Annotated in this window: 22 protein-coding genes; 12 read left to right on the forward strand and 10 right to left on the reverse strand. The window is 70.2% G+C overall.

Going from position 1 to position 22032, the window contains the following annotated elements:
- The 3 genes from ASE44_RS18680 to ASE44_RS09590 form a co-directional block, all read right to left on the reverse strand.
- Positions 1-210 (reverse strand): hypothetical protein (locus ASE44_RS18680; protein WP_200921039.1); only part of this gene is annotated, 210 nt, incomplete at its 3' end.
- The gene (pyrE, locus tag ASE44_RS09585) at positions 210-758 is read right to left on the reverse strand and encodes an orotate phosphoribosyltransferase (RefSeq protein WP_056008912.1); all 549 of its coding nucleotides are present in this window, start codon (positions 756-758) and stop codon (positions 210-212) included. The genes ASE44_RS18680 and pyrE, both read right to left, overlap by 1 nt.
- Positions 759-919: 161 nt before the next feature.
- Positions 920-2476: an amino acid permease gene (locus ASE44_RS09590; protein ID WP_056781021.1), complete on the reverse strand. Its 1557-nt coding sequence runs from the start codon at positions 2474-2476 to the stop codon at positions 920-922.
- 238 nt (positions 2477-2714) lie between these two features.
- Here ASE44_RS09590 and ASE44_RS09595 point away from each other — a divergent pair, with 238 nt between their 5' ends.
- From ASE44_RS09595 to ASE44_RS09615, 5 genes are all read left to right on the forward strand, one after another.
- Positions 2715-4082, forward strand: a complete 1368-nt coding sequence (locus tag ASE44_RS09595) for a glutamine synthetase family protein (protein ID WP_056008918.1) — start codon at positions 2715-2717, stop codon at positions 4080-4082.
- Positions 4069-4917, forward strand: coding sequence for a gamma-glutamyl-gamma-aminobutyrate hydrolase family protein (locus tag ASE44_RS09600; protein WP_082455928.1), 849 nt, complete (start codon positions 4069-4071; stop codon positions 4915-4917). Before ASE44_RS09595 ends, ASE44_RS09600 begins: the two co-directional genes overlap by 14 nt.
- The gene (locus ASE44_RS09605) at positions 4914-6269 is read left to right on the forward strand and encodes an aldehyde dehydrogenase (RefSeq protein WP_056008924.1); all 1356 of its coding nucleotides are present in this window, start codon (positions 4914-4916) and stop codon (positions 6267-6269) included. Before ASE44_RS09600 ends, ASE44_RS09605 begins: the two co-directional genes overlap by 4 nt.
- Before the next feature lie 117 nt (positions 6270-6386).
- On the forward strand, positions 6387-7175 hold the full coding sequence (locus ASE44_RS09610; RefSeq protein WP_200921041.1) for a 3-oxoacyl-ACP reductase: 789 nt from the start codon (positions 6387-6389) through the stop codon (positions 7173-7175).
- 52 nt (positions 7176-7227) lie between these two features.
- The gene (locus ASE44_RS09615) at positions 7228-7992 is read left to right on the forward strand and encodes a FadR/GntR family transcriptional regulator (protein WP_056008928.1); all 765 of its coding nucleotides are present in this window, start codon (positions 7228-7230) and stop codon (positions 7990-7992) included.
- Positions 7993-8075: 83 nt separating this feature from the next.
- Here ASE44_RS09615 and ASE44_RS19045 read toward each other — a convergent pair whose 3' ends face one another.
- Positions 8076-8198 carry a hypothetical protein gene (locus ASE44_RS19045; RefSeq protein ID WP_255353622.1) on the reverse strand — a complete coding sequence of 41 codons (123 nt, stop codon included), beginning with the start codon at positions 8196-8198 and terminating at the stop codon, positions 8076-8078.
- Positions 8199-8269: 71 nt separating this feature from the next.
- Between ASE44_RS19045 and ASE44_RS09620 the strand changes: the two genes are divergently transcribed.
- Complete coding sequence (locus ASE44_RS09620) at positions 8270-9220, forward strand: LysR family transcriptional regulator (protein WP_056779253.1); 951 nt, start codon at positions 8270-8272, stop codon at positions 9218-9220.
- Between the two features lie 15 nt (positions 9221-9235).
- Here the strand turns inward: ASE44_RS09620 and ASE44_RS09625 are convergent, their stop codons facing one another.
- Entirely contained in the window at positions 9236-9934 is a 699-nt protein-coding gene (locus tag ASE44_RS09625) for a DedA family protein (protein WP_082455929.1), read from the reverse strand.
- A gap of 171 nt (positions 9935-10105) precedes the next feature.
- Between ASE44_RS09625 and ASE44_RS09630 the strand changes: the two genes are divergently transcribed.
- On the forward strand, positions 10106-10981 hold the full coding sequence (locus ASE44_RS09630) for an exodeoxyribonuclease III (RefSeq protein ID WP_056779255.1): 876 nt from the start codon (positions 10106-10108) through the stop codon (positions 10979-10981).
- 34 nt (positions 10982-11015) lie between these two features.
- Here the strand turns inward: ASE44_RS09630 and ASE44_RS09635 are convergent, their stop codons facing one another.
- The 3 genes from ASE44_RS09635 to ASE44_RS09645 form a co-directional block, all read right to left on the reverse strand.
- A complete protein-coding gene (locus ASE44_RS09635; protein ID WP_157579843.1) occupies positions 11016-12599 on the reverse strand; it encodes a DUF4832 domain-containing protein in 1584 nt (527 codons plus the stop codon).
- 160 nt (positions 12600-12759) lie between these two features.
- Positions 12760-14352: an amino acid permease gene (locus ASE44_RS09640; protein WP_056008937.1), complete on the reverse strand. Its 1593-nt coding sequence runs from the start codon at positions 14350-14352 to the stop codon at positions 12760-12762.
- Positions 14353-14514: 162 nt separating this feature from the next.
- Entirely contained in the window at positions 14515-15435 is a 921-nt protein-coding gene (locus tag ASE44_RS09645; protein WP_056779259.1) for an AEC family transporter, read from the reverse strand.
- Between the two features lie 162 nt (positions 15436-15597).
- On the opposite strand from ASE44_RS09645, the gene ASE44_RS09650 reads away from it, so the two are divergent.
- Positions 15598-16695, forward strand: coding sequence for a Glu/Leu/Phe/Val dehydrogenase family protein (locus ASE44_RS09650; RefSeq protein ID WP_235522582.1), 1098 nt, complete (start codon positions 15598-15600; stop codon positions 16693-16695).
- Positions 16696-16776: 81 nt separating this feature from the next.
- On the opposite strand, the gene ASE44_RS09655 is transcribed toward ASE44_RS09650, so the two are convergent.
- Both ASE44_RS09655 and ASE44_RS09660 read right to left on the reverse strand, forming a co-directional pair.
- Positions 16777-17790 (reverse strand): NADP-dependent oxidoreductase, encoded by a 1014-nt coding sequence (locus ASE44_RS09655; RefSeq protein ID WP_056008942.1) that lies wholly within the window; start codon positions 17788-17790, stop codon positions 16777-16779.
- A gap of 103 nt (positions 17791-17893) precedes the next feature.
- Entirely contained in the window at positions 17894-18280 is a 387-nt protein-coding gene (locus ASE44_RS09660) for a DUF1304 domain-containing protein (protein ID WP_056779262.1), read from the reverse strand.
- A gap of 138 nt (positions 18281-18418) precedes the next feature.
- On the opposite strand from ASE44_RS09660, the gene ASE44_RS09665 reads away from it, so the two are divergent.
- The 4 genes from ASE44_RS09665 (at position 18419) to ASE44_RS09680 (ending at position 22019) form a co-directional block, all read left to right on the forward strand.
- Positions 18419-19000, forward strand: coding sequence for a TetR/AcrR family transcriptional regulator (locus ASE44_RS09665; RefSeq protein ID WP_056008947.1), 582 nt, complete (start codon positions 18419-18421; stop codon positions 18998-19000).
- A 130-nt stretch (positions 19001-19130) separates the two neighbouring features.
- Positions 19131-20048 (forward strand): ABC transporter ATP-binding protein, encoded by a 918-nt coding sequence (locus ASE44_RS09670; RefSeq protein ID WP_082455931.1) that lies wholly within the window; start codon positions 19131-19133, stop codon positions 20046-20048.
- Positions 20049-20108: 60 nt separating this feature from the next.
- Positions 20109-21170: an aliphatic sulfonate ABC transporter substrate-binding protein gene (locus ASE44_RS09675; protein WP_200921043.1), complete on the forward strand. Its 1062-nt coding sequence runs from the start codon at positions 20109-20111 to the stop codon at positions 21168-21170.
- A gap of 3 nt (positions 21171-21173) precedes the next feature.
- Positions 21174-22019, forward strand: coding sequence for an ABC transporter permease (locus tag ASE44_RS09680; RefSeq protein ID WP_056008951.1), 846 nt, complete (start codon positions 21174-21176; stop codon positions 22017-22019).
- Positions 22020-22032: the final 13 nt, after the last annotated feature.

Consider the following 22032-nt stretch of genomic DNA (forward strand, 5'->3'; position numbering starts at 1 on the left):
GGCCGACTCGGCCGGTGCGGGCGCTTCGGCCGGCACGGCGGCGGGGTCGGCGACAACGGGGGGCGCGGACGGCCGATCGTCCTCGTCGTCCGGCTGGGTCTCGATCGCCTCCATGTCGTCGGCGTCGAGCTGCGACAGGAGCCAGTCGGTTCCGTCCGCCGAATCGTCCGGCAGGCCGGAGCCGCCGCGATCGGTCCCGTCGCCGGACATCAGGCGAGTCCCAGGTCTTCCAGGCCGATGGCGGCCAGGTACTGGTAGCCGGCGGCCTCGATGATCTCGCGGGCGCCGGTGGCGCGGTCGACGACGACGGCCACCGCGACGACCTCGGCACCGATCTTCTCGAGCGCCTCGGCGGCCTTGAGCGGCGAGCCGCCCGTGGTCGAGGTGTCCTCGAGGACGATCACGCGCTTGCCCTGGAGGTCCGGGCCCTCGACCTGCTTGCCGCGGCCGTGGTCCTTGGGCTCCTTACGGACGACGAACGCGTCGTACGTCAGGCCGCGTGCAGCGCCCTGGTGCAGGATCGCGGCGGCGACGGGGTCGGCTCCCATGGTGAGTCCGCCGACCGCGAAGACGTCGGGGACGTCGGCGATGAGGTCGATCATGACCTGGCCGATGAGCGGCGCGACGCGGTGGTCGAGGCTCACCTTGCGGAGGTCGACGTAGTACGTCGCTTTCTTGCCGCTCGTCAGGGTGAAGTCACCGTGGAACACGGCTTCCGCCGAGATGTGGTCAATGAGCTGAGCTCGTGCGTCCGTCACGCCGACGAGTCTACAAGCTGTGACCCCCCTCGCCGCAGTCGCCCGGATGGGGGCATTCGATGTCCTCGACGCAGGAGAGCCCCGGCGTGTCGGGCTCGACTCGCCGGGGCTCGGTGCGGCCACCCCGCCACCGTCCTGCGATGGTGAGGCGGAGCCGGGGGTCAACGCGCCGGGCCGGACCCCGGCTGCTCAGGTGCATCGGTCGCGAGGAGTCCGGCCTCGGTCGCGCCACCGTAGCCCTCGGTCTCCGGGTCGCCGTGCAGACCACCGGAGACCGCGTACTCCTCCTCCGGCGACATGACGAGGCGGTGGCGCCCCCAGACCGCGAAGGCGACCAGCATCACGACGTAGACCACGACGATGGCGATGATCGCTGGCAGGAACGTCGGGTTGAGGAGGAAGCCGACGAAGATGAGCGCGGCGATGACGGCCGCGATGACCGCGCCGGGCACGCCCCACGGGCTGAGGTAGGGGCGCTTCGCGTTCGGGAACTTCCGCCGGAGCAGCAGGAACGCGATCATCTGCATGAGGTACGCCAGCACGGCGCCCCAGACGGCGATGTTGAGCACGATCGCCCCGGCCACACCGCCCGACCCACCGGCCGCTTCCACGATGAGGAGCGCCACGAACCCGATGAGGGCACCGGCCACGAGCGCGACCCACGGGGTCTGGCGCTTCCCCGTCAGGGAGAGGAAGCGCGGGTAGTACCCGGCGCGGGACAGCGAGTACATGTTGCGCCCGTAGGCGAACATGATGCCCTGCAGCGACGCGAGTAGGCCGATCAGCGCGAACAGCGCAAGCACGGCGGCGGCACCGTCACCGACGATGGCCCGGAAGCCGTCGAGCAACGGTTCGCCCGCGGTCCCCGTCGCCTCGGCGCCGATCACGCCGGTGTTGAGGAACAGGACGAGGAGACCCGTGACGATGAGCGTGCCCCGAGCCCAGAAGCCCGCCTTCGGGATGTCGCGCGCCGGGTTGTGGGACTCCTCCGCAGCGAGCGGCAGCTCCTCGATGCCGAGGAAGAACCACATGGCGAACGGCAGGGCGAAGAGGATCGGGAGCACGCCGTGCGGCAGGAACTCCGTCTGCCCGGGGTCGGGGGCGATGTCGAACAGGTTCGCCCATGCGAACTGTCCGGAGAAGACCGCCATCGCCGAGAAGACGAGGAGGATGCCGATGGAGATGATCGAGACGACGATCGCGAAGCGGAAGGAGATGCTCGCGCCGGCGGAGTTCAACGCGATGAAGGCGATGTAGAGGATCGCCCACCAGACCGGTGACGGCATCGAGAAGCCCAGGAGTTCGCTCGTGATGGCGTCGGCGTAGGAGGCCGAGAAGTACACGATGACCGCGGTCGTCGCGACGTACTCGATCGTCTCGGCGAGTCCGGTGACGAAGCCGCCGAGCGGACCCATCGCCGCTCTCGCGAAGGAGTACGCGCCGCCCGTGTGGGGCATGGCCGCCGCCATCTCCCCGATGGAGAAGATCATGCCGTAGTACATCGCCACGAGGATGATGAAGGCGATGAGCATGCCGCCGAACCCGGCGAAGTCGATGCCGAAGTTCCAGCCGGAGAAGTCGCCGGAGATGACCGCCGCGACGGCGAGGCCCCAGAGCCCCCACACGCCGGCGGATCGTTTCAAGCTGCGTTTCTCGAAGTAGCCCTCACCGGCCGCGGTGTAGGTCACCCCGGAGATCTTGCGCGTTTCGTTGGCCATCGACAGGTCCTGTTCGCTCGGGTTGCGCGCTCGTCGGGCCCGCACAACGTCCTCAGATCGGTTGGCCCGACTATAGGACCTGCAATGGTCGCATGTACATACCTTTGTGACAGATTCAGTCCGCAGAACTCCTTCGCGTCCCGGGGATGCTGTGATGTAATGGTCGAGTTCGCGACCTTTCAGTTCTCCGCCGCTGCAGAACCACCGACGGCGGGTCCCCGACCCACGAGGAGCTCCCATGCACCCACGTTCAGGAAACCTGACGCTCGAGGAGCTCACGACCGCGGTCGCGGCGAAGGAGATCGACACCGTCATCCTCGCCTTCACCGACATGCAGGGGCGGCTCGTCGGCAAGCGCGTCTCGGCACGGCTCTTCGTCGAGGACGTCGCCGAACACGGCGCCGAGTGCTGCAACTACCTCCTCGCCGTCGACGTGGAGATGAACACCGTCGACGGCTACGCGATGTCGAGCTGGGAGCGCGGCTACGGCGACATGGCGATGATCCCCGACTTCTCGACCCTCCGTCACGTGCCCTGGCTCCCGGGTACGGCCCTCGTCACCGCCGATCTGCAGTGGCTCGACGACGCCCCCGTGGTCGCCTCCCCCAGGCAGATCCTCATCGCCCAGCTCGAACGGCTCGCCGAACGCGGACTCGTCCCCTTCGTCGGCACGGAGCTCGAGTTCCTCGTGTTCGACGACACCTTCCGCGAGGCCTGGGCGAAGGACTACACGAAGCTGACCCCGGCGACCGACTACAACATCGACTACGCGATCCTCGCCTCCACCCGCATGGAGCCCCTGCTCCGCGACATCCGCAACGCGATGGACGGCGCGGGGATGTACTGCGAGGGCGTCAAGGGCGAGTGCAACCTCGGCCAGCAGGAGATCGCGTTCCGGTACGACCACGCCCTGGTCACCTGCGACAACCACTCCATCTACAAGAACGGCGCGAAGGAGATCGCGGACGCGCACGGCAAGAGCCTCACGTTCATGGCGAAGTTCGACGAGCGCGAGGGCAACAGCTGCCACATCCACATCAGTCTCCGCGGCGAGGACGGCTCGGCGGTCTTCGCGGACCCCGACGCCCCCGACGGCATGTCGAAGCTGTTCCGGCACTTCCTCGCCGGGCAGATCGCCGCCATGCGCGAACTGACGATGTTCTTCGCGCCCAACATCAACTCCTACAAGCGCTACGTCGACGGCAGCTTCGCCCCCACCGCGGTGGCCTGGGGTCACGACAACCGCACGTGCTCGTTGCGCGTCGTCGGCCGAGGCCTCGGGATGCGCGTCGAGAACCGGGTGCCGGGCGGTGACGTCAACCAGTACCTCGCGGTCGCCGCGCTCATCGCGGCCGGACTGCACGGGATCGAGAACGAACTGGAACTCGAGGAGGCGACGACCGGCAACGCCTACACGGGCGGCGCCCCACGCGTGCCGACGTCGTTGCGGGAGGCGGCGGAGCTGTTCTCCCAGTCGACGATCGCCCGCGAGGCCTTCGGTGACGAGGTCGTCGACCACTACCTCAACTTCGCGAAGGTGGAGCTCGCCGCCTTCGACGCGGCGGTGACGGACTGGGAACGGGTGCGCGGCTTTGAGCGCCTCTGACCAGGACGGCCCCGAGGTGACCGCGGCGGCTTCGGAGGCGCCGGTCTCCAGTGCTCCGCTCATCGGCGTCACCACCTACCTGGAGCAGGCGCAGACCGGCGTGTGGGACGTGCCCGCCTCCTTCCTCCCCAAGGTCTACCTCGACGCGGTGACCGACGCCGGCGGGATCGTCGTCCTCCTCCCGCCCCAACCCGTGAACCGCGCGGTCGCGGCCTCCGTGCTCTCCCGCCTCGACGGGCTGATCGTCTCCGGCGGCGCCGACGTCGACCCCGGTCTGTACGGGCAGGCCGCCCATCCGCGCACCGGTCGACCCCGCACGGATCGGGATGCCTGGGAGGAGGCCCTGCTCACCGCGGCGATCGACGCCGAGCTGCCGTTTCTCGGCATCTGTCGCGGTGCGCAGCTTCTCAACGTCGCCCTCGGTGGAACGCTCATCCAGCACCTGCCCGACGTCGTCGGCGACGACTCCTTCCAGCCCGGCGAAGGCGTCTTCGGACCGAAGACCGTGGCGATCGACGCCGACTCGCGACTCGCCGCCCTGCTCCGCCAGGACGACGACGAGCTCGACGTGCACGTGTACCACCACCAGTCCATCGACCGCGTGGCCGACGGACTCGTCGTGACCGCCCGCACCGAGGAGGGCGTGATCGAGGCCGTCGAGCTGCCGGACGTGCCGTTCGGCCTCGCGGTGCAGTGGCACCCCGAGGAGGAGACCGCCGACCGACGCCTCTTCGCCGGCCTCGTCGACGCCGCCCGACGACACCGCGACGGCACCGACCGCACCCCCAGCACCACCGGCACCACCGGCACCACCGACAGGAGCACCGCCCAGTGAGTCACACGATCCTGAACCCCGCGAACGAGCACGTCGTCACGACCGTCGAGCACCTCGACGTCGCCGAGACCGACGCCGCAATCACCCGCGCGGCCGTCGCCCAGCGCGCATGGGCCGCGCTCGCACCGGTCGACCGGGCGCAGGCCCTCCGCCGGTTCGCCGACGCGGTCGACGCCGACCGCGAGCACCTCGCGAGCCTGGAGGTCGTCAACTCCGGGCACCCGATCACGCAGGCACGGTGGGAAGCCGGTCACGTGCGCGACGTGCTCGAGTACTATTCCGGATCCCCCGAGCGGCTCTTCGGCCAGCAGATCCCCGTCGCGGGCGGGATCGACCTGACCTTCCACGAACCGCTCGGTGTCGTCGGCATCATCACCCCGTGGAACTTCCCCATGACGATCGCCGCCTGGGGCTTCGCACCCGCGCTGGCGGCGGGGAACGCCGTCGTCCTGAAGCCGGCGGAGTGGACCCCTCTCACGAGCATCCGTCTCGGCGAGCTCGCGCTCGAATCCGGGCTCCCCGAGGGCCTGTTCCAGGTGCTCCCCGGCCGCGGATCGGTCGTCGGCGAACGGTTCGTCACGAACGAGACCGTGCGGAAGGTGGTGTTCACCGGCTCGACGGCCGTCGGCAAGCGGATCATGGCGGGCGCCTCCGAGCAGGTGAAGCGGGTCACCCTCGAGCTCGGCGGCAAGAGCGCGAACATCGTGTTCGCCGACGCCGACCTCGAACGAGCAGCGGCGACCGCCCCGTACGGGGTGTTCGAGAACGCCGGCCAGGACTGCTGCGCCCGCAGCCGCATCCTCGTCCAACGGAGCGTCTACGAACGCTTCATGGAGCTGCTCGAACCGGCCGTGCAGGGCGTCGTCGTCGGGGACCCGAACGACCCCGCGACGGAGATGGGCCCGCTCGTCTCGGCGCCGCACCTCGCGTCCGTCCGTTCCTACGTGCCCGACGACGCACCCGTCGCGTTCACGGGAAGCGCTCCGGACGGACCCGGGTACTGGTTCGCACCGACCGTGCTCACGCCCGAGCGCGGTGATCGAACCGTCCGGGAGGAGATCTTCGGGCCGGTCGTCACGGTGCTGCCCTTCGAGGACGAGGCCGACGCGCTCACCCTCGCCAACGACACGGAGTACGGGCTGTCGGGATCGATCTGGACGCGCGACGTCGGACGCGCCCTCCGCGCGGCCCGCGCCGTCGAAGCGGGCAACCTGTCCGTCAACTCGCATTCCTCCGTGCGCTACTCCACCCCGTTCGGCGGGTTCAAGCAGTCCGGCCTCGGGCGGGAGCTCGGACCGGACGCGCCGCTCGCCTTCACCGAGACGAAGAACGTCTTCATCGCCACCGACTGACCCGCACCACCCCGTCCCCCGAGCACCACCCGCTCCCTGAGCACCACCCCCCGGTCCCTGAGCACCAACCCCGGTCCCTGAGCCTGTCGAAGGGCGGGCAGACAGAAAGAGCACCACATGACCATCACCCCCATCGACCTCACGCAGCGGCTCGCCGGGAAGGTCGCCGTCATCACGGGCGGCGCGAGCGGCATCGGCCTCGCCACCGCCAAGCGCTTCGCCGCGGAGGGCGCGGTCGTCGTCATCGGCGACCTCGACCCCACCAGCGGACAGGCGGCCGCCGAGCTCGTCGGCGGGCTCTTCGTCCAGGTCGACGTGACCGACCAGGCGCAGGTCGACCACCTCTTCGACACCGCCGCCGACACCTACGGCTCCGTCGACATCGCCTTCAACAACGCGGGCATCTCGCCGCCGGACGACGACTCCATCGAGACGACCGAGCTGCCGGCCTGGGAACGGGTGCAGGACGTCAACCTGAAGTCGGTCTACCTCTGCTCCCGCGCGGCGATCCGCCACATGGTGCGGCAGGGTAAGGGGTCGATCATCAACACGGCCTCGTTCGTCGCCGTGCTGGGCTCGGCGACCTCGCAGATCTCGTACACCGCCTCCAAGGGTGGCGTCCTCGCGATGAGCCGCGAGCTCGGCGTCCAGTTCGCCAGGCAGGGCATCCGGGTGAACGCGCTCTGCCCCGGCCCCGTGAACACTGCGCTGCTGCAGGAGCTCTTCGCGAAGGACCCGGTCCGCGCGCAACGGCGCCTGGTCCACATCCCGATCGGCCGGTTCGCGGAGCCCGAGGAGCTCGCCGCCTCCGTCGCCTTCCTCGCGAGCGACGACTCCTCCTTCATCACCGGCTCGACCTTCCTCGTCGACGGCGGCATCTCCTCGGCCTACGTCACCCCGGAATGAGCTGACGAGGTGCCCGGGCGGGGCGGCGACTCGCGGGAAATAGACTGATCCGATGAGCGAGACGCGCAAGGGGGACGACGGCACCGAGGTGCTGAGCGCGGAACTCCTCCTGCGCCCGGGCCGGGCCGGCAACGCGTTCGAGGAGACCGTGCAGCGGCTCCTGCAGTCGATCCGCCTCGGGCTCATCGAACCCGGTGGGCGCCTGCCCGCCGAACGCGACCTCGCCGCCATGCAGGGGGTCAGTCGCGACACCGTCCGGGACGCGATCGCCGCGCTCACCGAGGCGGGCTACCTCACCTCGCGCCGTGGACGCTACGGCGGCACCTTCGTCATGGACGAGCTGCCCGACGACGACCCCGTCGGCGGGCGCGGAACCGACGAGGGTGCACGCGTCGCAGTCTCGGCCGCCCGGATCGAGGACACCCTCGTCCTCCGCAGCATCCTCGAGGTCGGCGCCGCCCGCGAGGCGGCGCAGTGCAAGCTCTCGGGGGTCGACCGCGAGCGACTCTGGCAGGCGCTCGGCGAGTGCCGCGACGCCGCCCCGGCCGACTACCGCCGCCACGACTCCCGGCTGCACCTGCTCATCGCCGAGCTCGTCGGTGCACCGAGCCTGCTGCCGCTCGTGGCCGAGTCACGCATGCGCGTCAACGAACTGCTCAACGGGATCCCGCTGTTGGCCGTCAACATCGCCCACTCCGACGAGCAGCACGAGCGCATCGTCAAGGCGATCCTGCGCGGACATCCCGACGAGGCCGCTCAGGCCATGGCCGAGCACGTCGCCGGGTCCGAAGCACTGCTCCGCGGCTTCCTCGCCTGACCGGAGGGCGGACATGGAACGACCTCCCGGCGACGGATCGCGAGGAGGTCGGATGCGCCGGACGTGCCGGCGGGTGCGAGGTCTCAGATGGACTTCGGGTAGGTGCGGGCCGGGATGGCACGGTAGCCGTCGCGCTTGACGACGACGACGGAACCGACGGCTGCACTGGCAGCGAGGAGGGCGATGATGCCGAGGTAGATGGTCATGCTTCTATGAAACGCCCGTTCGTGATGAAGGACAAGCTCACAATACTGCCGATACTCGGTAGCCTCGCTACATGGACGTGCGCCGACTCGATCTCCTCCGTGAACTTGCCGACCGCGGCACCGTGCACGCGGTCGCCGCGGCGACCCACCGGACGCCGTCGGCGGTCTCCCAGCAGCTCAAGGTGCTCGAGCGCGAGGCCGGCCTCCCCCTCACCGAGCGCCGCGGCCGCGGCCTCGTCCTGACCGATGCCGGCCGGGCGCTCGCCGCGAGTGCCACGGATGTCGCCGTCGCGATCGAGCGCGCGACGAGCGTGTGGGACGAATACCGCAACCACCCGACCGGCACGGTCACGCTCGCGACGTTCCCGACCTTCGGGCAGATGGTGGTCCCGGCGGCGCTCCGCGCGCTCGAAGCCGTCCCCGGCCTGCGCGTCGAGGTGAGCGACCGCGACCCGGACCTGGAGGACTTCCCCGACCTCGCCGCCGACTTCGACATCGTCATCGCGCAGGCGATCAGCGGTGAGCGCACCTGGGTGCGACGCGGCCTCCGGATCACGCAGCTGCTCGCCGAGCCACTGGACGTCGTCCTGCCGGTCGGGCACCGGCTCAGCGGCCAGACGGTGCTCACGCCGGCGGACCTCGCGGACGAGTCCTGGATCGGCGTCCCGGTCGGCTATCCGCTCGACCGCCTGCTCCGCAGCATCGAGGCGGAGTCGGGTGCGGAGCTGCGCGTCGTGCAGCGGGTGAGCGACAACCGCATCGCGGAGGCGATGGTGGCGGCTGGACTCGGCATCGGGCTCCTCCCGCGGTTCACGGCGAGTGGTCCGGAGCGGGGCATCGTCCTCCGGCCGCTCGCCGGGCTCGACGCGACCCGGCGGATCGTCGCGCTGTCCCGCCCGGACCGCGCCGAGCGGCTCGCCGTGCGGACGGTCCTCGAGGCGATCCGCACCGAGGCGCGCTCCGTCGCCGCCTCGCACACCGCACCGGAGCCCGAGGAGCTCACCACCCCGCGCTGGGTGTGACCGTCCGCGCTGTCCTCAGTCGTCGGACGACGTTGCGGCGCTCCGCTCCCGGCGGTAGCGCTTCACGCCCTTCCAGATCGTGAAGCCGAGGGCGATGACGACACCGGCGATGACGACCTTCTGCAGGATGCCCGCGTACTCCTCGACGATGTGCCACTGCTCTCCGAGGAAGAACCCGGCGAGCACGAAGATGGTGTTCCAGATGCCACTGCCGGCCAGGGTCAGGAGGGCGAAGCGCAGGACCGGCATCCGTTCGACGCCCGCGGGGATGGAGATGAGGCTCCGGAAGATCGGCAGCATGCGCCCGAAGAACACCGCCTTCGAGCCGTGCTTCTGGAACCAGGCCTCCACCCGGTCGACGTCCTCGACGTGGACGAGGGGGACGCGTGCGACGAGCCGACGCATGCGGTCACGCCCGAGGACGGCGCCGATCGCGTAGAGGGCGAGCGCTCCGACCACCGAGCCCGCGGTCGTCCAGACGAGGACTTCGACGAGGCCGAGTTTGCCCTGGCTGGCGGCGAATCCGGCGAGCGGCAGGATGATCTCGCTCGGCAGCGGGGGGAACAGGTTCTCGAGCGCGATCGCGAGCGCGGCGCCCGGACCGCCGAGGGTCTCCATGAGTCCGACCGCCCATTCGGCGACGCCTCCGAGGGCGCTGTCGCCTCCGGTCGAGGCGGTGGACAGGCTGATCGTGGCGGCGGTGGACGTCGTCATCCCACCGACGCTACGCGACACCTGGTCGCTATCCCTGGGAACCTCCGCTCAATCGCCCACCCGTCGGTTCCACCGGACCGGCCCCTTCTCAGGACCTCGCCGGCGTGGCAGAGCCTGCCGCGAGCGACACGCCAAGGGTCTCCTGAGAAAGGAAACCGATAGCGTTGGGGCATGCGCATCGCCACCTGGAACGTCAACTCGATCCGTACCCGCGTCGGCCGCGTGGTCGACTGGCTCGTCCGCGAGGACGTCGACGTCCTCGCGATGCAGGAGCTCAAGTGCAAGCCCGAGCAGTTCCCGATGGAGGCCTTCACCAAGGCCGGCTACCAGGTGGAGCTGCACGGACTCAGCCAGTGGAACGGCGTCGGCATCGCCAGCCGCCTCCCGATGGAGGACGTGCAGATCGGGTTCCCCGACATGCCCGGCTTCGGCAAGCCACCGGCGAGCCTCGCCCTCGACGGCCCCGGCTTCGACGCCGACGGACTCCCACTCGAAGCCCGCGCGATCGGGGCCACCGTCGACGGCGTCCGCCTCTGGAGTCTGTACGTCCCGAACGGGCGCGCGGTCGGCGATCCCCACTACGACTACAAGCTGCGCTGGCTCGCCGCCCTCGAGGCCGACACCCGCACCTGGCTCGCCGAGAACCCCGAGCTGCCCCTGGCCCTCATGGGCGACTGGAACGTCGCACCGCTCGACTCCGACGTCGGCGACCCGAGCTTCGGGCCGGGCTCCACACACATCTCCGCACCCGAACGGGCCGCCCTCGCCGCCTTCGTCGACGCCGGCCTGCAGGACACCGTTCGGCCGTTCGTCCCCGAGGGGTACACCTTCTGGGACTACAAGCAGCTCCGGTTCCCGCGCAACGAGGGTCTCCGGATCGACTTCATCTACGGCTCGCAGGCCTTCGCAGACCACGTCGTCGAAGCGTCGATCCACCGCAACGAGCGCAAGGGCGACAGCCCGAGCGACCACGTGCCCGTCGTCGTCGACCTCGACTTCTCGCTCACCGACGAGGAGAACGACAACGCACCGATGATCTTCGGCTGAGCCACCCTCGGCTGAGCGACCGCGACCCGACGGGTCAGTCGACCATGACCCGGCGACGCCGGGTGAGGATCAGCGCCAACGCCCCGAGGCCGACCACGCCGGCGCCGAACACCGCCGGCAGCGCCGCGGCGACACCGGTGTCGGGCAACCGGGGCGCAGCACCCGCGGCCGGCTCGGCCATGACGACGCCGTCCGCGACCGTGACCTGACGCTGCAGGCTGTTCAGCCCCGTCGCCGGATCCCAGGTGCCGACGTTCGCCGTCTGCACCGCGTACCGGGAGTCTGCCGCGACCGTCTCGTGCGTGGCCGGGAGGGCGAGGGCGGTGTCGTACCGGCCGGCCGGCACGTCGGCGAGCGACGCCTGCAGCGTCACCGTCTCGCCGGCGGCCCAGGTGCGGGCATCAGAACCGAAGGGCACCTGCACGGTGCGCTCGGCGTTCGACAGGACGAGGTACGCGGGACGGCTGTTGTAGGGCGCGGCCCAACCGTCGTTGCGGATCGTGAGCGACAGGGTGCCCTCGGCGACCGAACTCCCCGTCATGACGAACCGGTACCCGAGGCGCTTCGCGGTCGTGTCGAGGTTCTCCTGGCCCCACGACTGCAGGACGTCCTGCAGGTAGTCCCAGTTGAGGTAACTGAAGTTGTACCGCTCCATCTCCGCCGAGGCGGTCTCCCACTCGGAGCGCGGCGGGTTCACGTTGCAGGTCTCGCCGCCGACGGGCACCCAGTCGCTCTCCTGGGCGAGGTAGTCCTGGTCGAGGGTCAGCGGGTCGGAGAGGTAGGTGCCCCAGTCGTCGGGCGCGGCGAGGAAGCAGTCGTTGTGGTGACCGATGCGCGCGATGGCGCTGCCGTCGAACGCCTGCGCCTCGGTGATCGCCCCCTCGGTGCCGCTCGGGACCCCCAGGATGTTCTGTTTCATGCTCATCGTCCGCACCTGGATGGACCGGTCGGCCGGAACCGCCTCGAGCAGTGCGTCGACGACGGCACGCCGCTTCGCCCAGTCCTCGGCCGTGAGGACGCCCGGGTTCGCCGGATCGGCCGCGAAGTGGTCGGTGTAGTAGCCCTCACCCCAGAGCCCGACGAAGCCGGCCTGGACGACGGAGATGACGTCGGCGTTGTCCTGGAAGATCGGCGTCAGCTGCTCGATGTGCCCGAGCACGATGTCGAGCGGTGCGTCACCGTAGGGCGGCGTGTAGGGCCAGTCCCCGCCGGCCAGGTAGGCGAAGCGCGGGATGATCGAGATGCCCGCCTCGCGGGCGGCGTCGAAGTCCGCCTGGACGAGCGCGAGCCAGGCCGGGTCGAGCGTCGGCTCGGCGACGAACCGCTCCAGGTAGAACACGCGGACGAGCTCGGTGATGCCCTCCTCGCGGTAGGCGGCGAGCGTCGGGACGTCGAGCGGCGTGTAGCCCGGGCCGCCCGCCGTCCCCTCCGGGTAGTAGTGGGTGTTGTTCGTGTGGTCGAAGCCGCGCTCCGGGTTCGCGATGATCGCGTCACTCGGCTCGTAGACGACGGTGTCGGCGGGTGTCGGGGCGGGTGCCTGCGCCGCTGCACTCAGCGGGGTGGCCACGGCGAGCCCGCAGGCGGCGAGGACGGCGAGGAGACGGAGACGACGGTTCACAGGAACTCCAACGGGATCCGGTGGTGCACGGAAGAGGTTGCCCACATCCTGCAGAACCGGATCCCGTCGTGCAAGGGAATGCTCGGAACCGGCTCCAAGTGATCACTATCGCTTAGCGATTCACCTCGGATCGCCGACCGACCCTCGCTCGTGCGTGCCCCTAGGAGCGTGGTGCGCCACCGCGCTTCCGCTTGTTGGCGTCGATCGCAGGCCGCTCGGCGACCACGGGCCAGGTGCCCGTGTGCCCCTCCCGGGCCTTCGCCGCCGCCAGGATCCTCGGCTTCGCGGCGAACCACCCGACGATGAGCATCGGGATGAGGATGATGAGGGAGGCGAGCACCCACCGCCCGGTCTCCGAGAAGCCCATCGTGACGAGGACGAACGCCAGGAAGGCCAACGTCAGGTAGGACGTGAACGGCGCGCCGAACAAGCGGAACGACGGCCGCTCGACCTTGCCCTGCTTCGCCCACCGCTGCAACTGGATCTGGCAGAGGATGATCGTCGCCCAGCCGCCGATGATGCCGATGGCCGAGATCTCGAGCACGATCTCGAACGCCTTCGACGGGTACAGGGCGTTCAGGAGGACGCCGAGCAGCGTGAGCGCCGCCGTCAGCAGGATGCCGCCGAACGGTACGCCGTTCTTGCTCATCTTCCCGGTGAACGCGGGCGCCGAACCGTTGACGGCCATCGAGCGGAGGATACGACCGGTGGAGTAGAGACCGGCGTTGAGGCTCGACAGGGCCGCCGTGAGGACGACGAAGTTCATGACCGAGGCCGAGATCGCGCCGGCCTGCTCGGAACCGATGTGCGAGAAGAAGGTGACGAACGGGCTCTCACCGGCCTGGTAGGCGGTGTACGGCAGGAGGAGCGACAGCAGCAGGACGGATCCGACGTAGAAGATCGCGATGCGGAAGATGACCGTGTTGACGGCCTTCGGCATGATCTTCTTCGGCTCGGCCGTCTCGCCCGCGGCGGTCCCGACGAGCTCGATCGCGGCGTACGCGAACACGACCCCGGAGATCGCGATCATCGGCGCGAACGCCCCGACGGGGAAGAGCCCGCCGTTGTCGCCGATCACCGAGAACCCGACGGCACCGATGTCGGTGCGACCGCCGAAGACGATGAAGCAGACGCCCACGATGAGGAAGACGACGAGCGCCGACACCTTGATGAGCGCGAACCAGAACTCCATCTCACCGAACAGCTTCACGGAGACGAGGTTGAGCGCGAGCACGATGACGAGGGCTCCGAGCGCGAAGACCCACTGTGGGAAGTCCTCGAGCTCCTTCCACCCGAAGAGCTTGCCGAAGGTCTTGATGTAGAGCGCGGCGGCGGTGACGTCGACGATCGAGGTCATGGCCCAGTTGAGGAAGTACAACCAGCCGGCGCCGAACGCCATCTTCTCGCCGTAGAACTCCCGGGCGTAGGAGATGAACGAGCCGGACGACGGGCGGTGCAGGACGAGCTCACCGAGCGCGCGCAGGATGAGGAACGCGAAGAAGCCGCAGAGTGCGTAGACGAGGATGAGCGCGGGGCCCGAGCTGTTCAGCCGACCACCGGCTCCGAGGAAGAGTCCCGTACCGATCGCACCACCGATGGCGATCATCTGGATCTGGCGCGGCTTGAGCGTCTTGTGGTACCCCTGCTCCTCGCTCGAGAAGTCCTGGACGGCGAGCATCTCGTCGCCGATCGTCTCGCGGGATTCGGCCCGATCGCCTGCGCGTTCGTGCCTGGGTGTCGTGCCGTCGGTCATGTCGTTCTCCTCGAATCACGGGCCGTTCGGGCTGCCGCCCATCGAGACGTCGGCTGGTATATCTCGAAGGCGCCCGCCCCACGTTAGTCGGGAACGTTCGCTTTTTTCGGCCACAGGTGTCCGTTCTTCTGAGGACATCGGATGGCGCGCGACGCCGCTCGATCAGGCGAGGAGGGCCGCCACGACGACGAGGACCGGGACCGAGAGGATGGTCGTCAACAGCACCGTGTCGCGGGCGAGCGCGACCCCCTGCTCGTACCGACTGGCGAAGTTGTAGACGTTCTGAGCGGCCGGCAACGCGGCGAGCACGACCGAGGCGAACAGCGGCGTGCCGCTCAGCCCGAAGCCGAAGTGGGCGATGAGGTACGCGAACCCGGGCATCACGACGGCCTTGATCGCCGTCGCCACGAAGATCTCCCGGCGCCCACTGCCCGCCTGGAGCGGACGCATGCCGTGCAAGGACATGCCGAAGGCCATGAGGATGAGCGGGACGGCGGCACCACCGACGAGCTCGAACGGCGCGAGGACCGGCTCGGGGAGCCGCACCCCGAACAGGTTGAGCACCACCCCGATGATCGACGCGATGATCATCGGGTTGCGGAAGGGTTGCGTGACGATGCCGCGGAAGGACACCGAACCGCGCTGTCTGACGTCGAGGATCGTGAGGGCGATCGGCGCGAAGACGAGGAGTTGCAGCAGGATGACCGGCGCGACGTACCCGGCCTCGCCGAGGACGTAGACCGCGACCGGGATGCCGATGTTGTTGGCGTTCACGTAGCCCGAACCGAGCGCGCCGATGGTCGCGACCGAGAGGTCCTTCCGGAGCCACACCGCGTTGAGCAGGAGGAAGAGGCCGGCGGCCGCGAGCGCACTGGCGAGCGCGACCCAGATGAAGCTGCTGAACACCTCGCGCAGATCGGCCGAGACGAGGACGGTGAACAGCAGCGCGGGGTTGGTGACGAAGAACGCGACCCGGTTGAGGACATGCCCCGTGGTCGGGCCTCCGACGCCGAAACGTCCCGCGAGGTAGCCGACGAGGATGACGGTGCCGATGATCGCGAACCCCGTCAACACTCCACCCATGCCTCCCAGCCTAGGCGCAGGGTGGCATCCCGCCCGGTGAGGCGACGGTTGTGGGCGGGCCTCCGGCCGTGGAGAATCTGGACAGGAGCCGCGACACCACCACGGCCCCACCGAACGCTCCCACCAGGAGCCCGCACCAATCACCCACGAGGAGATCCGACGATGACGTCATTCGACCCTGCCGCGTCCGGCGACGCGATGCACAGCACCACCCTCCCCCATGAACGGCTGTCGATCACGCACGGTCCGCGTTCCGGCCTCACGATCAGCGTCGCCCTCCACTCCACCGCGCTCGGTCCGGCACTCGGCGGCGCGCGGCTCTGGCGGTATCCGAGCTGGGTCGACGCCGTGGACGACTCGCTCCGACTCGCGGCCGGGATGACGATGAAGAACGCGGCGGCCGGTCTCGCCCACGGCGGCGGCAAGTCGGTGATCCACCTCCCACCGGGCCGCACCCTGGACGCCGAGGAACGACGCGACGCGATGCTCGACCTCGGCGACGCGGTCGAAGCCCTCGACGGGCGGTACCGGACCGCCGAGGACGTCGGCACGACGGCGGAGGACATGGCGGTCGTCTCGGAGCGGACCGCCCACGTGAGCGGCCTGCCGGCGGACCGGGGCGGCGTCGGAGAACCGAGCGAGGCGACCGCGGCCGGGGTGCACGCGGCCATCACCGCGACGCTCGAGACGGTCTTCGGCACGCCGCTCGTGGCCGGGCACCGGGCGACGATCTCCGGCCTCGGCCAGGTCGGCGGTCGGCTGGCACGTCGGCTCGCGGCGGAGGGTGCGCGGCTCATCGTCACCGACGTCGACCCGCGCAAACGCGCGCTCGCGGAGGAGATCGGCGCCAGCTGGATCGAACCGGGTGACGAGCACCTCGTCGAGACCGATCTGTTCGTCCCCTGCGGCGTGGGCGGCGCCCTCAGTGCGCGGGTCATCGGTCAGCTGCGCTGCCGCGCCGTCGTCGGGGCGGCCAACAACCAGCTCGCCACGAGGGCCGACGCGCTCGCCCTGGAGGAGCGCGGGATCCTCTGGGCTCCGGACTTCGTCGCCAACGCCGGCGGCGTGATCTACCTCGCGATGGCGTCGGAGCCGGGTGCCGACGCGGCGGCGATCGAGCAGCGGGTGTCGGCGATCGGCCGGACGGTGCAGGCGGTCTACCGCGATGCCGCCGCCACGGGCGTCACCACGCTCGTCGCCGCCGAACGGCTGGCGATGTCGCGGATCGACGCGGCCACCGGGGCCCTCGCGGCGGTGTGACCACGGACCGCGGCCCGCTCACCCGATGAGGAGTGAGCGGGCCGCGGATCGCCCAGCGAGGGGCGGTGGCACCGGGGTGCGTCAGAGCTTGACGACCATCTTCCCCGTGTTCGCGCCGCGCATGAGCGCCAGGAACGCGTCGAGCGTGTGGTCGAGGCCCTCGTAGACGGTCTCGTCGAAGACGACCTCGCCGCGCTGCAGCCATCCGGCCATCTCGGCGGAGAACGCCGGGAAGTGCTGCGTGTAGTTGCCGACCGTGAAGCCGGTGAGGGTGAGGCCGCGGGTGACGATGTTCGCCAGGTTGCGGGGGCCCTCGGGACGGTCGGTCTCGTTGATCTGCGAGATGACTCCGCAGAGCGCGGCGCGTCCACCGTCGCTGAAGGCGTCGATCGCCGCTTCGAGGTGCTCGCCACCCACGTTGTCGAAGTAGACGTCGATGCCCTCGGGTGCGGCGGCGGCCAGCTGCTCCGTGACCGGACCGTCCTTGTAGTTGAAGGCCGCGTCGTAGCCGTACTTCTCGGTGAGCAGGGCGACCTTCTCGGCCGTGCCTGCGGAACCGATCACGCGCTTCGCGCCCTTCAGGCGGGCGATCTGACCGACCATGGTGCCGACGGCGCCGGCCGCACCGGAGACGAACACGGTGTCGCCCTCGCGGAACTTCGCCACCTCGAGGAGGCCGACGTAGGCGGTGAGGGCGGTCATCCCGAGGACACCGAGGTAGGCGGACAGCGGGACGCCCGGCAGCTCGGGGACGACGCGGAAGCCGCTCGCGTCCTCCTGGACGAGGTCGCGCCACCCGAACTGGTGCAGGACGACGTCACCCGCGGAGAACCCCTCGGCGGCGGACTCGACGACGCGGCCGATGGCTCCGCCCGTCATGGTCTCGCCGAGCTGGTACGGCGCGACGTAGGAGCGGGCGTCGTTCATGCGGCCGCGCATGTAGGGGTCGACCGACAGGAACAGGTTCTGGACCCGCAGCTGGCCCGGCGCGAGCTCGGGGAACTCGACGGAGACGGTGCGGAAGTCGGACTCGGTCGGCCAGCCCTCCGGTCGTGAGACGAGCTGGATCTGGGTGCTGAGCGCGGAGGTGTTCACGTGGTGCCTTTCCTTGGTGCGGTGATTCGGTTGGAGCTCGCAGCACGACGTCGGGTTGCGGACGGGGTGTCGCCGATGGGCGACGCGGTCGGTCGGACCGGGGTCAGAGGGCGAGGGCGATGCCGAGCGCGATGAGCCCGAGCAGCGGGGGCAGGCCCTGGACGACGGCCGGACGGGCCTTCGTGCGGTCGGAGGTGATGAGGACGAGCGAGGCCAGCAGCATCGAACCGGCGGAGGCGAGGACGAGGGCGGCGCCGATCCCGGTCGAGCCGGTGATGAGGAACACGATGCCGACGATCGTGCCGATGGCGAGGAAGAGGTTGTAGAAGCCCTGGTTGTAGGCCATCCCCCGCGTCGTCTCGGCCTCCAGCTCGGAGGTGCCGAAGGTCTTGCGGGTGGAGGGCTCGGTCCAGCGCAGGGACTCGAGGACGAAGATGTAGACGTGCACGAGCGCGGCGATGCCGACGAGGACGAGACTGACGACGAGCATGGACGGGCCTTCCGAGAGATCGGGATCGAGTCACTCGGAGTGAGGGACTTCTGTACCGATAGGTCTACTATAATAGTAGAACGCTCGGTCCACAACCCCGCCCACATCGTGGACGGCCGAGCCATGAGGAGGCCGTCCATGGGACGCACGCAGGAGTTCGACACCGTCGCCGTCGTGCAGGCGGCGCGTGACGTGTTCTGGGATCACGGCTTCGAGGCGACCTCCCTCGCCGATCTCGAGGCCGCCACCGGACTGCGTCGATCGAGCCTGTACCACGCCTTCGAGAGCAAGCGCGGTCTCTTCGACGCCGCCGTCCAGGACTACCTCGACACGGTCATCCGACCTCGGCTCGCCGTCCTCGCCCGGGCGGACGACGGGCGCGCCGGACTGGCCGCCTACTTCTCCGGGGTGCAGCACGTGATCGCGACCCTGCCGGACGACTCCCCCCGCCGCGGCTGCCTCCTCCTCAACAGCGCGGCGGGCCTCGCCGCCCACGACGACGCCCTGCGCGAAGTCGTCGACGGCTACCGGGCCGAGCTCACCGCGGCGGTCTCGGACGCGCTCGCCCTCGCCCGGCCCGACGCGGATGCGGCCGAACTCGCCGCCGAGGCACGCCAGCTCACCTCGCTCTCGGTCAGCGCCCTCCTGCTCGCGAGGGTCAACCGCGACGAGGCCGTCGCGATCCTCGACGTCGCGGTCTCGCAGGTCGCGCGCTGGTAGCGGGCGCCGACACCGGGCGGTCCAGGGTGTCACGGGCGTGCACGAATGTGACGCCCTGTTGCAGCGGGCGGGAGCGGCCGGACGGGCTCCCGTAGCATGGCGGGCACCCCACCCCTGGAGCCATCGACCCATGACGAACGCCGCCCGCAGCCCGCTCGCCGGGAGCAGCTCCACCGCCGCCCGCGCGGCGGGATCCGGAGCCGCAGCCGTGGAGACCCGCGCCTCCGCGGTCGCCTTCGAGGCCGTGGGACGAGCCTTCGCGAACGGCCCCGGCACCTCCTCCGCCGACCCACGTCCGGTGCTCCGCGACGTCACCATCACGGCCGAAGCCGGCGAGGTCGTCGCCATCCTCGGGACGAGCGGCTGCGGCAAGTCGACCCTGCTGCGGATCGCCGCCGGTCTCGACCACCCCACCTCCGGCTCCGTGCTCATCGACGGCACCCCCGTCGCCGGCATCGACCCCCGCATGGCGTTCGGCTTCCAGGAGCCGCGACTCCTCCCCTGGCGCACCATCGCGGCCAACGTCGCCCTCGGACTCCCGAAGCGGACACCCACGGCGGAGGGGCGCGAGCGCGTGGCCGGTCTCTTGGAGCTCGTCGGCCTCGCCGACTTCGCCGAGCACCGTCCCCGCGAGGTGTCCGGCGGCATGGCCCAACGCGCCTCCCTCGCCCGAGCGCTCGCCCGGCGACCCGGCGTCCTCCTCCTCGACGAGCCGTTCGGCGCCCTCGACGCCCTCACCCGGCTGAAGATGCAGGACCTGCTGCTCTCGATCCACCTCGCAGCACCCACCACGATCCTCCTCGTGACGCACGACGTCGACGAGGCCCTCCAGCTCGCCGACCGGGTCATCCTCCTCGGACGTGAGCCGGGGAAACCCGGTTCGACCATCGCGCAGACCGTGACCGTCCCCGGTGGCCGACCACGCGACCGCGGCTCGGCCGAACTCGCCGAACTGCGCGGACGCCTCCTCGACGGGCTCGGCATCGACCGCCACGGCCTGGCCCGCGGCGACCAACGACTGCCGTCCATCCCGCACTTCCCGTACTGACCCGGGGAGCACCCACCCGGCACCACCCATCGCGCACCGATCCACAGCAAGGACCAACGCATGCCCATTCGACGTCGCTTCACCACCTCCCGAGCCGGACGCATCGCGCTCGTCGCCGCCACCGCGACGGCCGCGCTCCTCCTGAGCGGCTGCGTCGCCGGCGAGAACGCCCCGGCAGCCGGCGGCGACAGCACCGCCGGCACCACCGAGGGCGGCACCCTGAACATCGACTTCGCGACCTACAACCCGCTCTCGCTCATCATCAAGGACCAGGGCTGGCTCGAGGATGCGCTCGACGACCAGGACATCACCGTCAACTGGGTGCAGTCGGCCGGTTCGAACAAGGCCAACGAGGCTCTCAGAGCGGACGCGATCGACGTCGGCTCCACGGCTGGTTCGGCGGCGCTCCTGAACCGCGCGAACGGCTCCGCCATCCGGGCGATCGACGTGTTCTCCCAGCCCGAGTGGTCCGCGATCGTCGTCGGCGCCGGCTCCCCCATCACCGACGTCTCCGAGCTCAAGGGCAAGAAGGTCGCCGCCACGAAGGGCACCGACCCGTACTTCTTCCTCCTCCAGGCCCTCGAGGAGGCCGGACTCTCGGCCTCCGACGTCACGATCGAGAACCTCCAGCACGCCGACGGCTGGGCGGCCCTGCAGAACGGCTCCGTCGACGCGTGGGCGGGGCTCGACCCGATCATGGCCGGTGCCGAGGAGGCGGGTGCGAAGCTCATCTACCGCAACGTCGACTTCAACAGCTACGGCATCCTCGCCGCGACGGAGTCCTTCATCGACGAGCGACCCGACGTCGCCCAGACCGTCGTGAACGCCTACGAGCACGCCCGCGAGTGGGCCACGTCGAACCCCGACGAGACGGCGCAGATCCTCGCCGACGCCGCCGGCCTCGACCTCGCGGTCGCGACGAAGGTGATCACGGAGCGCTCCAACCTCGACGTCGACCCGACCCCGGGGAAGGCGCAGGAGCAGGTGCTGTCGATCATCGGGCCGATCTTCGTGGAATCCGGCGACGTCTCCTCGCAGGACAAGGTGGACGACGCCCTGGCGGACCTCTTCGACCCGAGCTTCGTCAAGGACGCCGACCCGTCCGCCATCGGCGCGAAGTAGCCCGTGAGCGACCGACCCGGCCTCGGCACCCCGACCGCAGCGCTCGCGGGCGCCCAGGCCACCCGGTCCGGCCGCGAGGCGCGCGCCGTCCTCGGGTCCCGCAGGATCGTCGTCGTCCTCGGCGGCCTCCTGGTCCCGGTCCTCATCCTCGTGGCCTGGCAGCTCGTCACGGCATTCGGTCTCGTGCCCGCCTCGCAGCTGCCGGCGCCCGCCGAGGTGTGGGCTGCGGGTGTCGACCTCGCGCAACGCGGTTGGCTGCAACAGGACGTCGCCATCTCGGTGCAGCGGGTCCTCATCGGCTTCCTCATCGGCGCCGTGCTCGGCCTCGTCCTCGGCGCGGTCGTCGGGCTCTCCCGCCTGGGCGACATCCTGCTGTCGACGACGTTCGCCGCGATCCGTGCCGTCCCGTCGCTCGCCTGGGTGCCGCTGCTCATCCTGTGGCTGAAGATCGGCGAGGAGTCGAAGATCACCCTCATCGCGATCGGCGCCTTCTTCCCGGTCTACACGACCGTGTCGGCCGCCCTCCGGCACGTCGACCGGCAGCTGGTCGAGGCGGGCCGCGCGTTCGGGCTGAACGGGGTCGCACTCTTCCGGACGGTCCAGCTGCCGGCGGTGACCCCCTCCGTGGTCTCCGGCCTGCGTCTCGCGCTCGCGCAGTCGTGGCTGTTCCTCGTGGCCGCGGAGCTCATCGCTTCGTCGATGGGCCTCGGCTTCCGGCTGGTCGACTCGCAGAACAACGGCCGCGTCGACCGGATCTTCTTCGTCATCATCGTGCTCGCCCTGCTCGGTGCCCTCACCGACGCCCTGGTGGGTGTGTTCGACCGCTGGATCAAGCGCCGCTGGGGATAACCGACGCCTGCCG

The organism is Plantibacter sp. Leaf1 (assembly GCF_001421315.1).
Classification (GTDB): domain Bacteria; phylum Actinomycetota; class Actinomycetes; order Actinomycetales; family Microbacteriaceae; genus Plantibacter.

Coding starts and splice junctions, on each gene's coding strand:
- ASE44_RS09590 (WP_056781021.1), bottom strand. CDS start 2,476: ATGGCCAACGAAACGCGCAAGATCTCCGGGGTGACCTACACCGCGGCC.
- ASE44_RS09595 (WP_056008918.1), top strand. CDS start 2,715: ATGCACCCACGTTCAGGAAACCTGACGCTCGAGGAGCTCACGACCGCG.
- ASE44_RS09610 (WP_200921041.1), top strand. CDS start 6,387: ATGACCATCACCCCCATCGACCTCACGCAGCGGCTCGCCGGGAAGGTC.
- ASE44_RS09615 (WP_056008928.1), top strand. CDS start 7,228: ATGAGCGAGACGCGCAAGGGGGACGACGGCACCGAGGTGCTGAGCGCG.
- ASE44_RS19045 (WP_255353622.1), bottom strand. CDS start 8,198: ATGACCATCTACCTCGGCATCATCGCCCTCCTCGCTGCCAGTGCAGCC.
- ASE44_RS09620 (WP_056779253.1), top strand. CDS start 8,270: ATGGACGTGCGCCGACTCGATCTCCTCCGTGAACTTGCCGACCGCGGC.
- ASE44_RS09625 (WP_082455929.1), bottom strand. CDS start 9,934: ATGACGACGTCCACCGCCGCCACGATCAGCCTGTCCACCGCCTCGACC.
- ASE44_RS09630 (WP_056779255.1), top strand. CDS start 10,106: ATGCGCATCGCCACCTGGAACGTCAACTCGATCCGTACCCGCGTCGGC.
- ASE44_RS09640 (WP_056008937.1), bottom strand. CDS start 14,352: ATGACCGACGGCACGACACCCAGGCACGAACGCGCAGGCGATCGGGCC.
- ASE44_RS09645 (WP_056779259.1), bottom strand. CDS start 15,435: ATGGGTGGAGTGTTGACGGGGTTCGCGATCATCGGCACCGTCATCCTC.
- ASE44_RS09650 (WP_235522582.1), top strand. CDS start 15,598: ATGACGTCATTCGACCCTGCCGCGTCCGGCGACGCGATGCACAGCACC.
- ASE44_RS09660 (WP_056779262.1), bottom strand. CDS start 18,280: ATGCTCGTCGTCAGTCTCGTCCTCGTCGGCATCGCCGCGCTCGTGCAC.
- ASE44_RS09665 (WP_056008947.1), top strand. CDS start 18,419: ATGGGACGCACGCAGGAGTTCGACACCGTCGCCGTCGTGCAGGCGGCG.
- ASE44_RS09670 (WP_082455931.1), top strand. CDS start 19,131: ATGACGAACGCCGCCCGCAGCCCGCTCGCCGGGAGCAGCTCCACCGCC.
- ASE44_RS09675 (WP_200921043.1), top strand. CDS start 20,109: ATGCCCATTCGACGTCGCTTCACCACCTCCCGAGCCGGACGCATCGCG.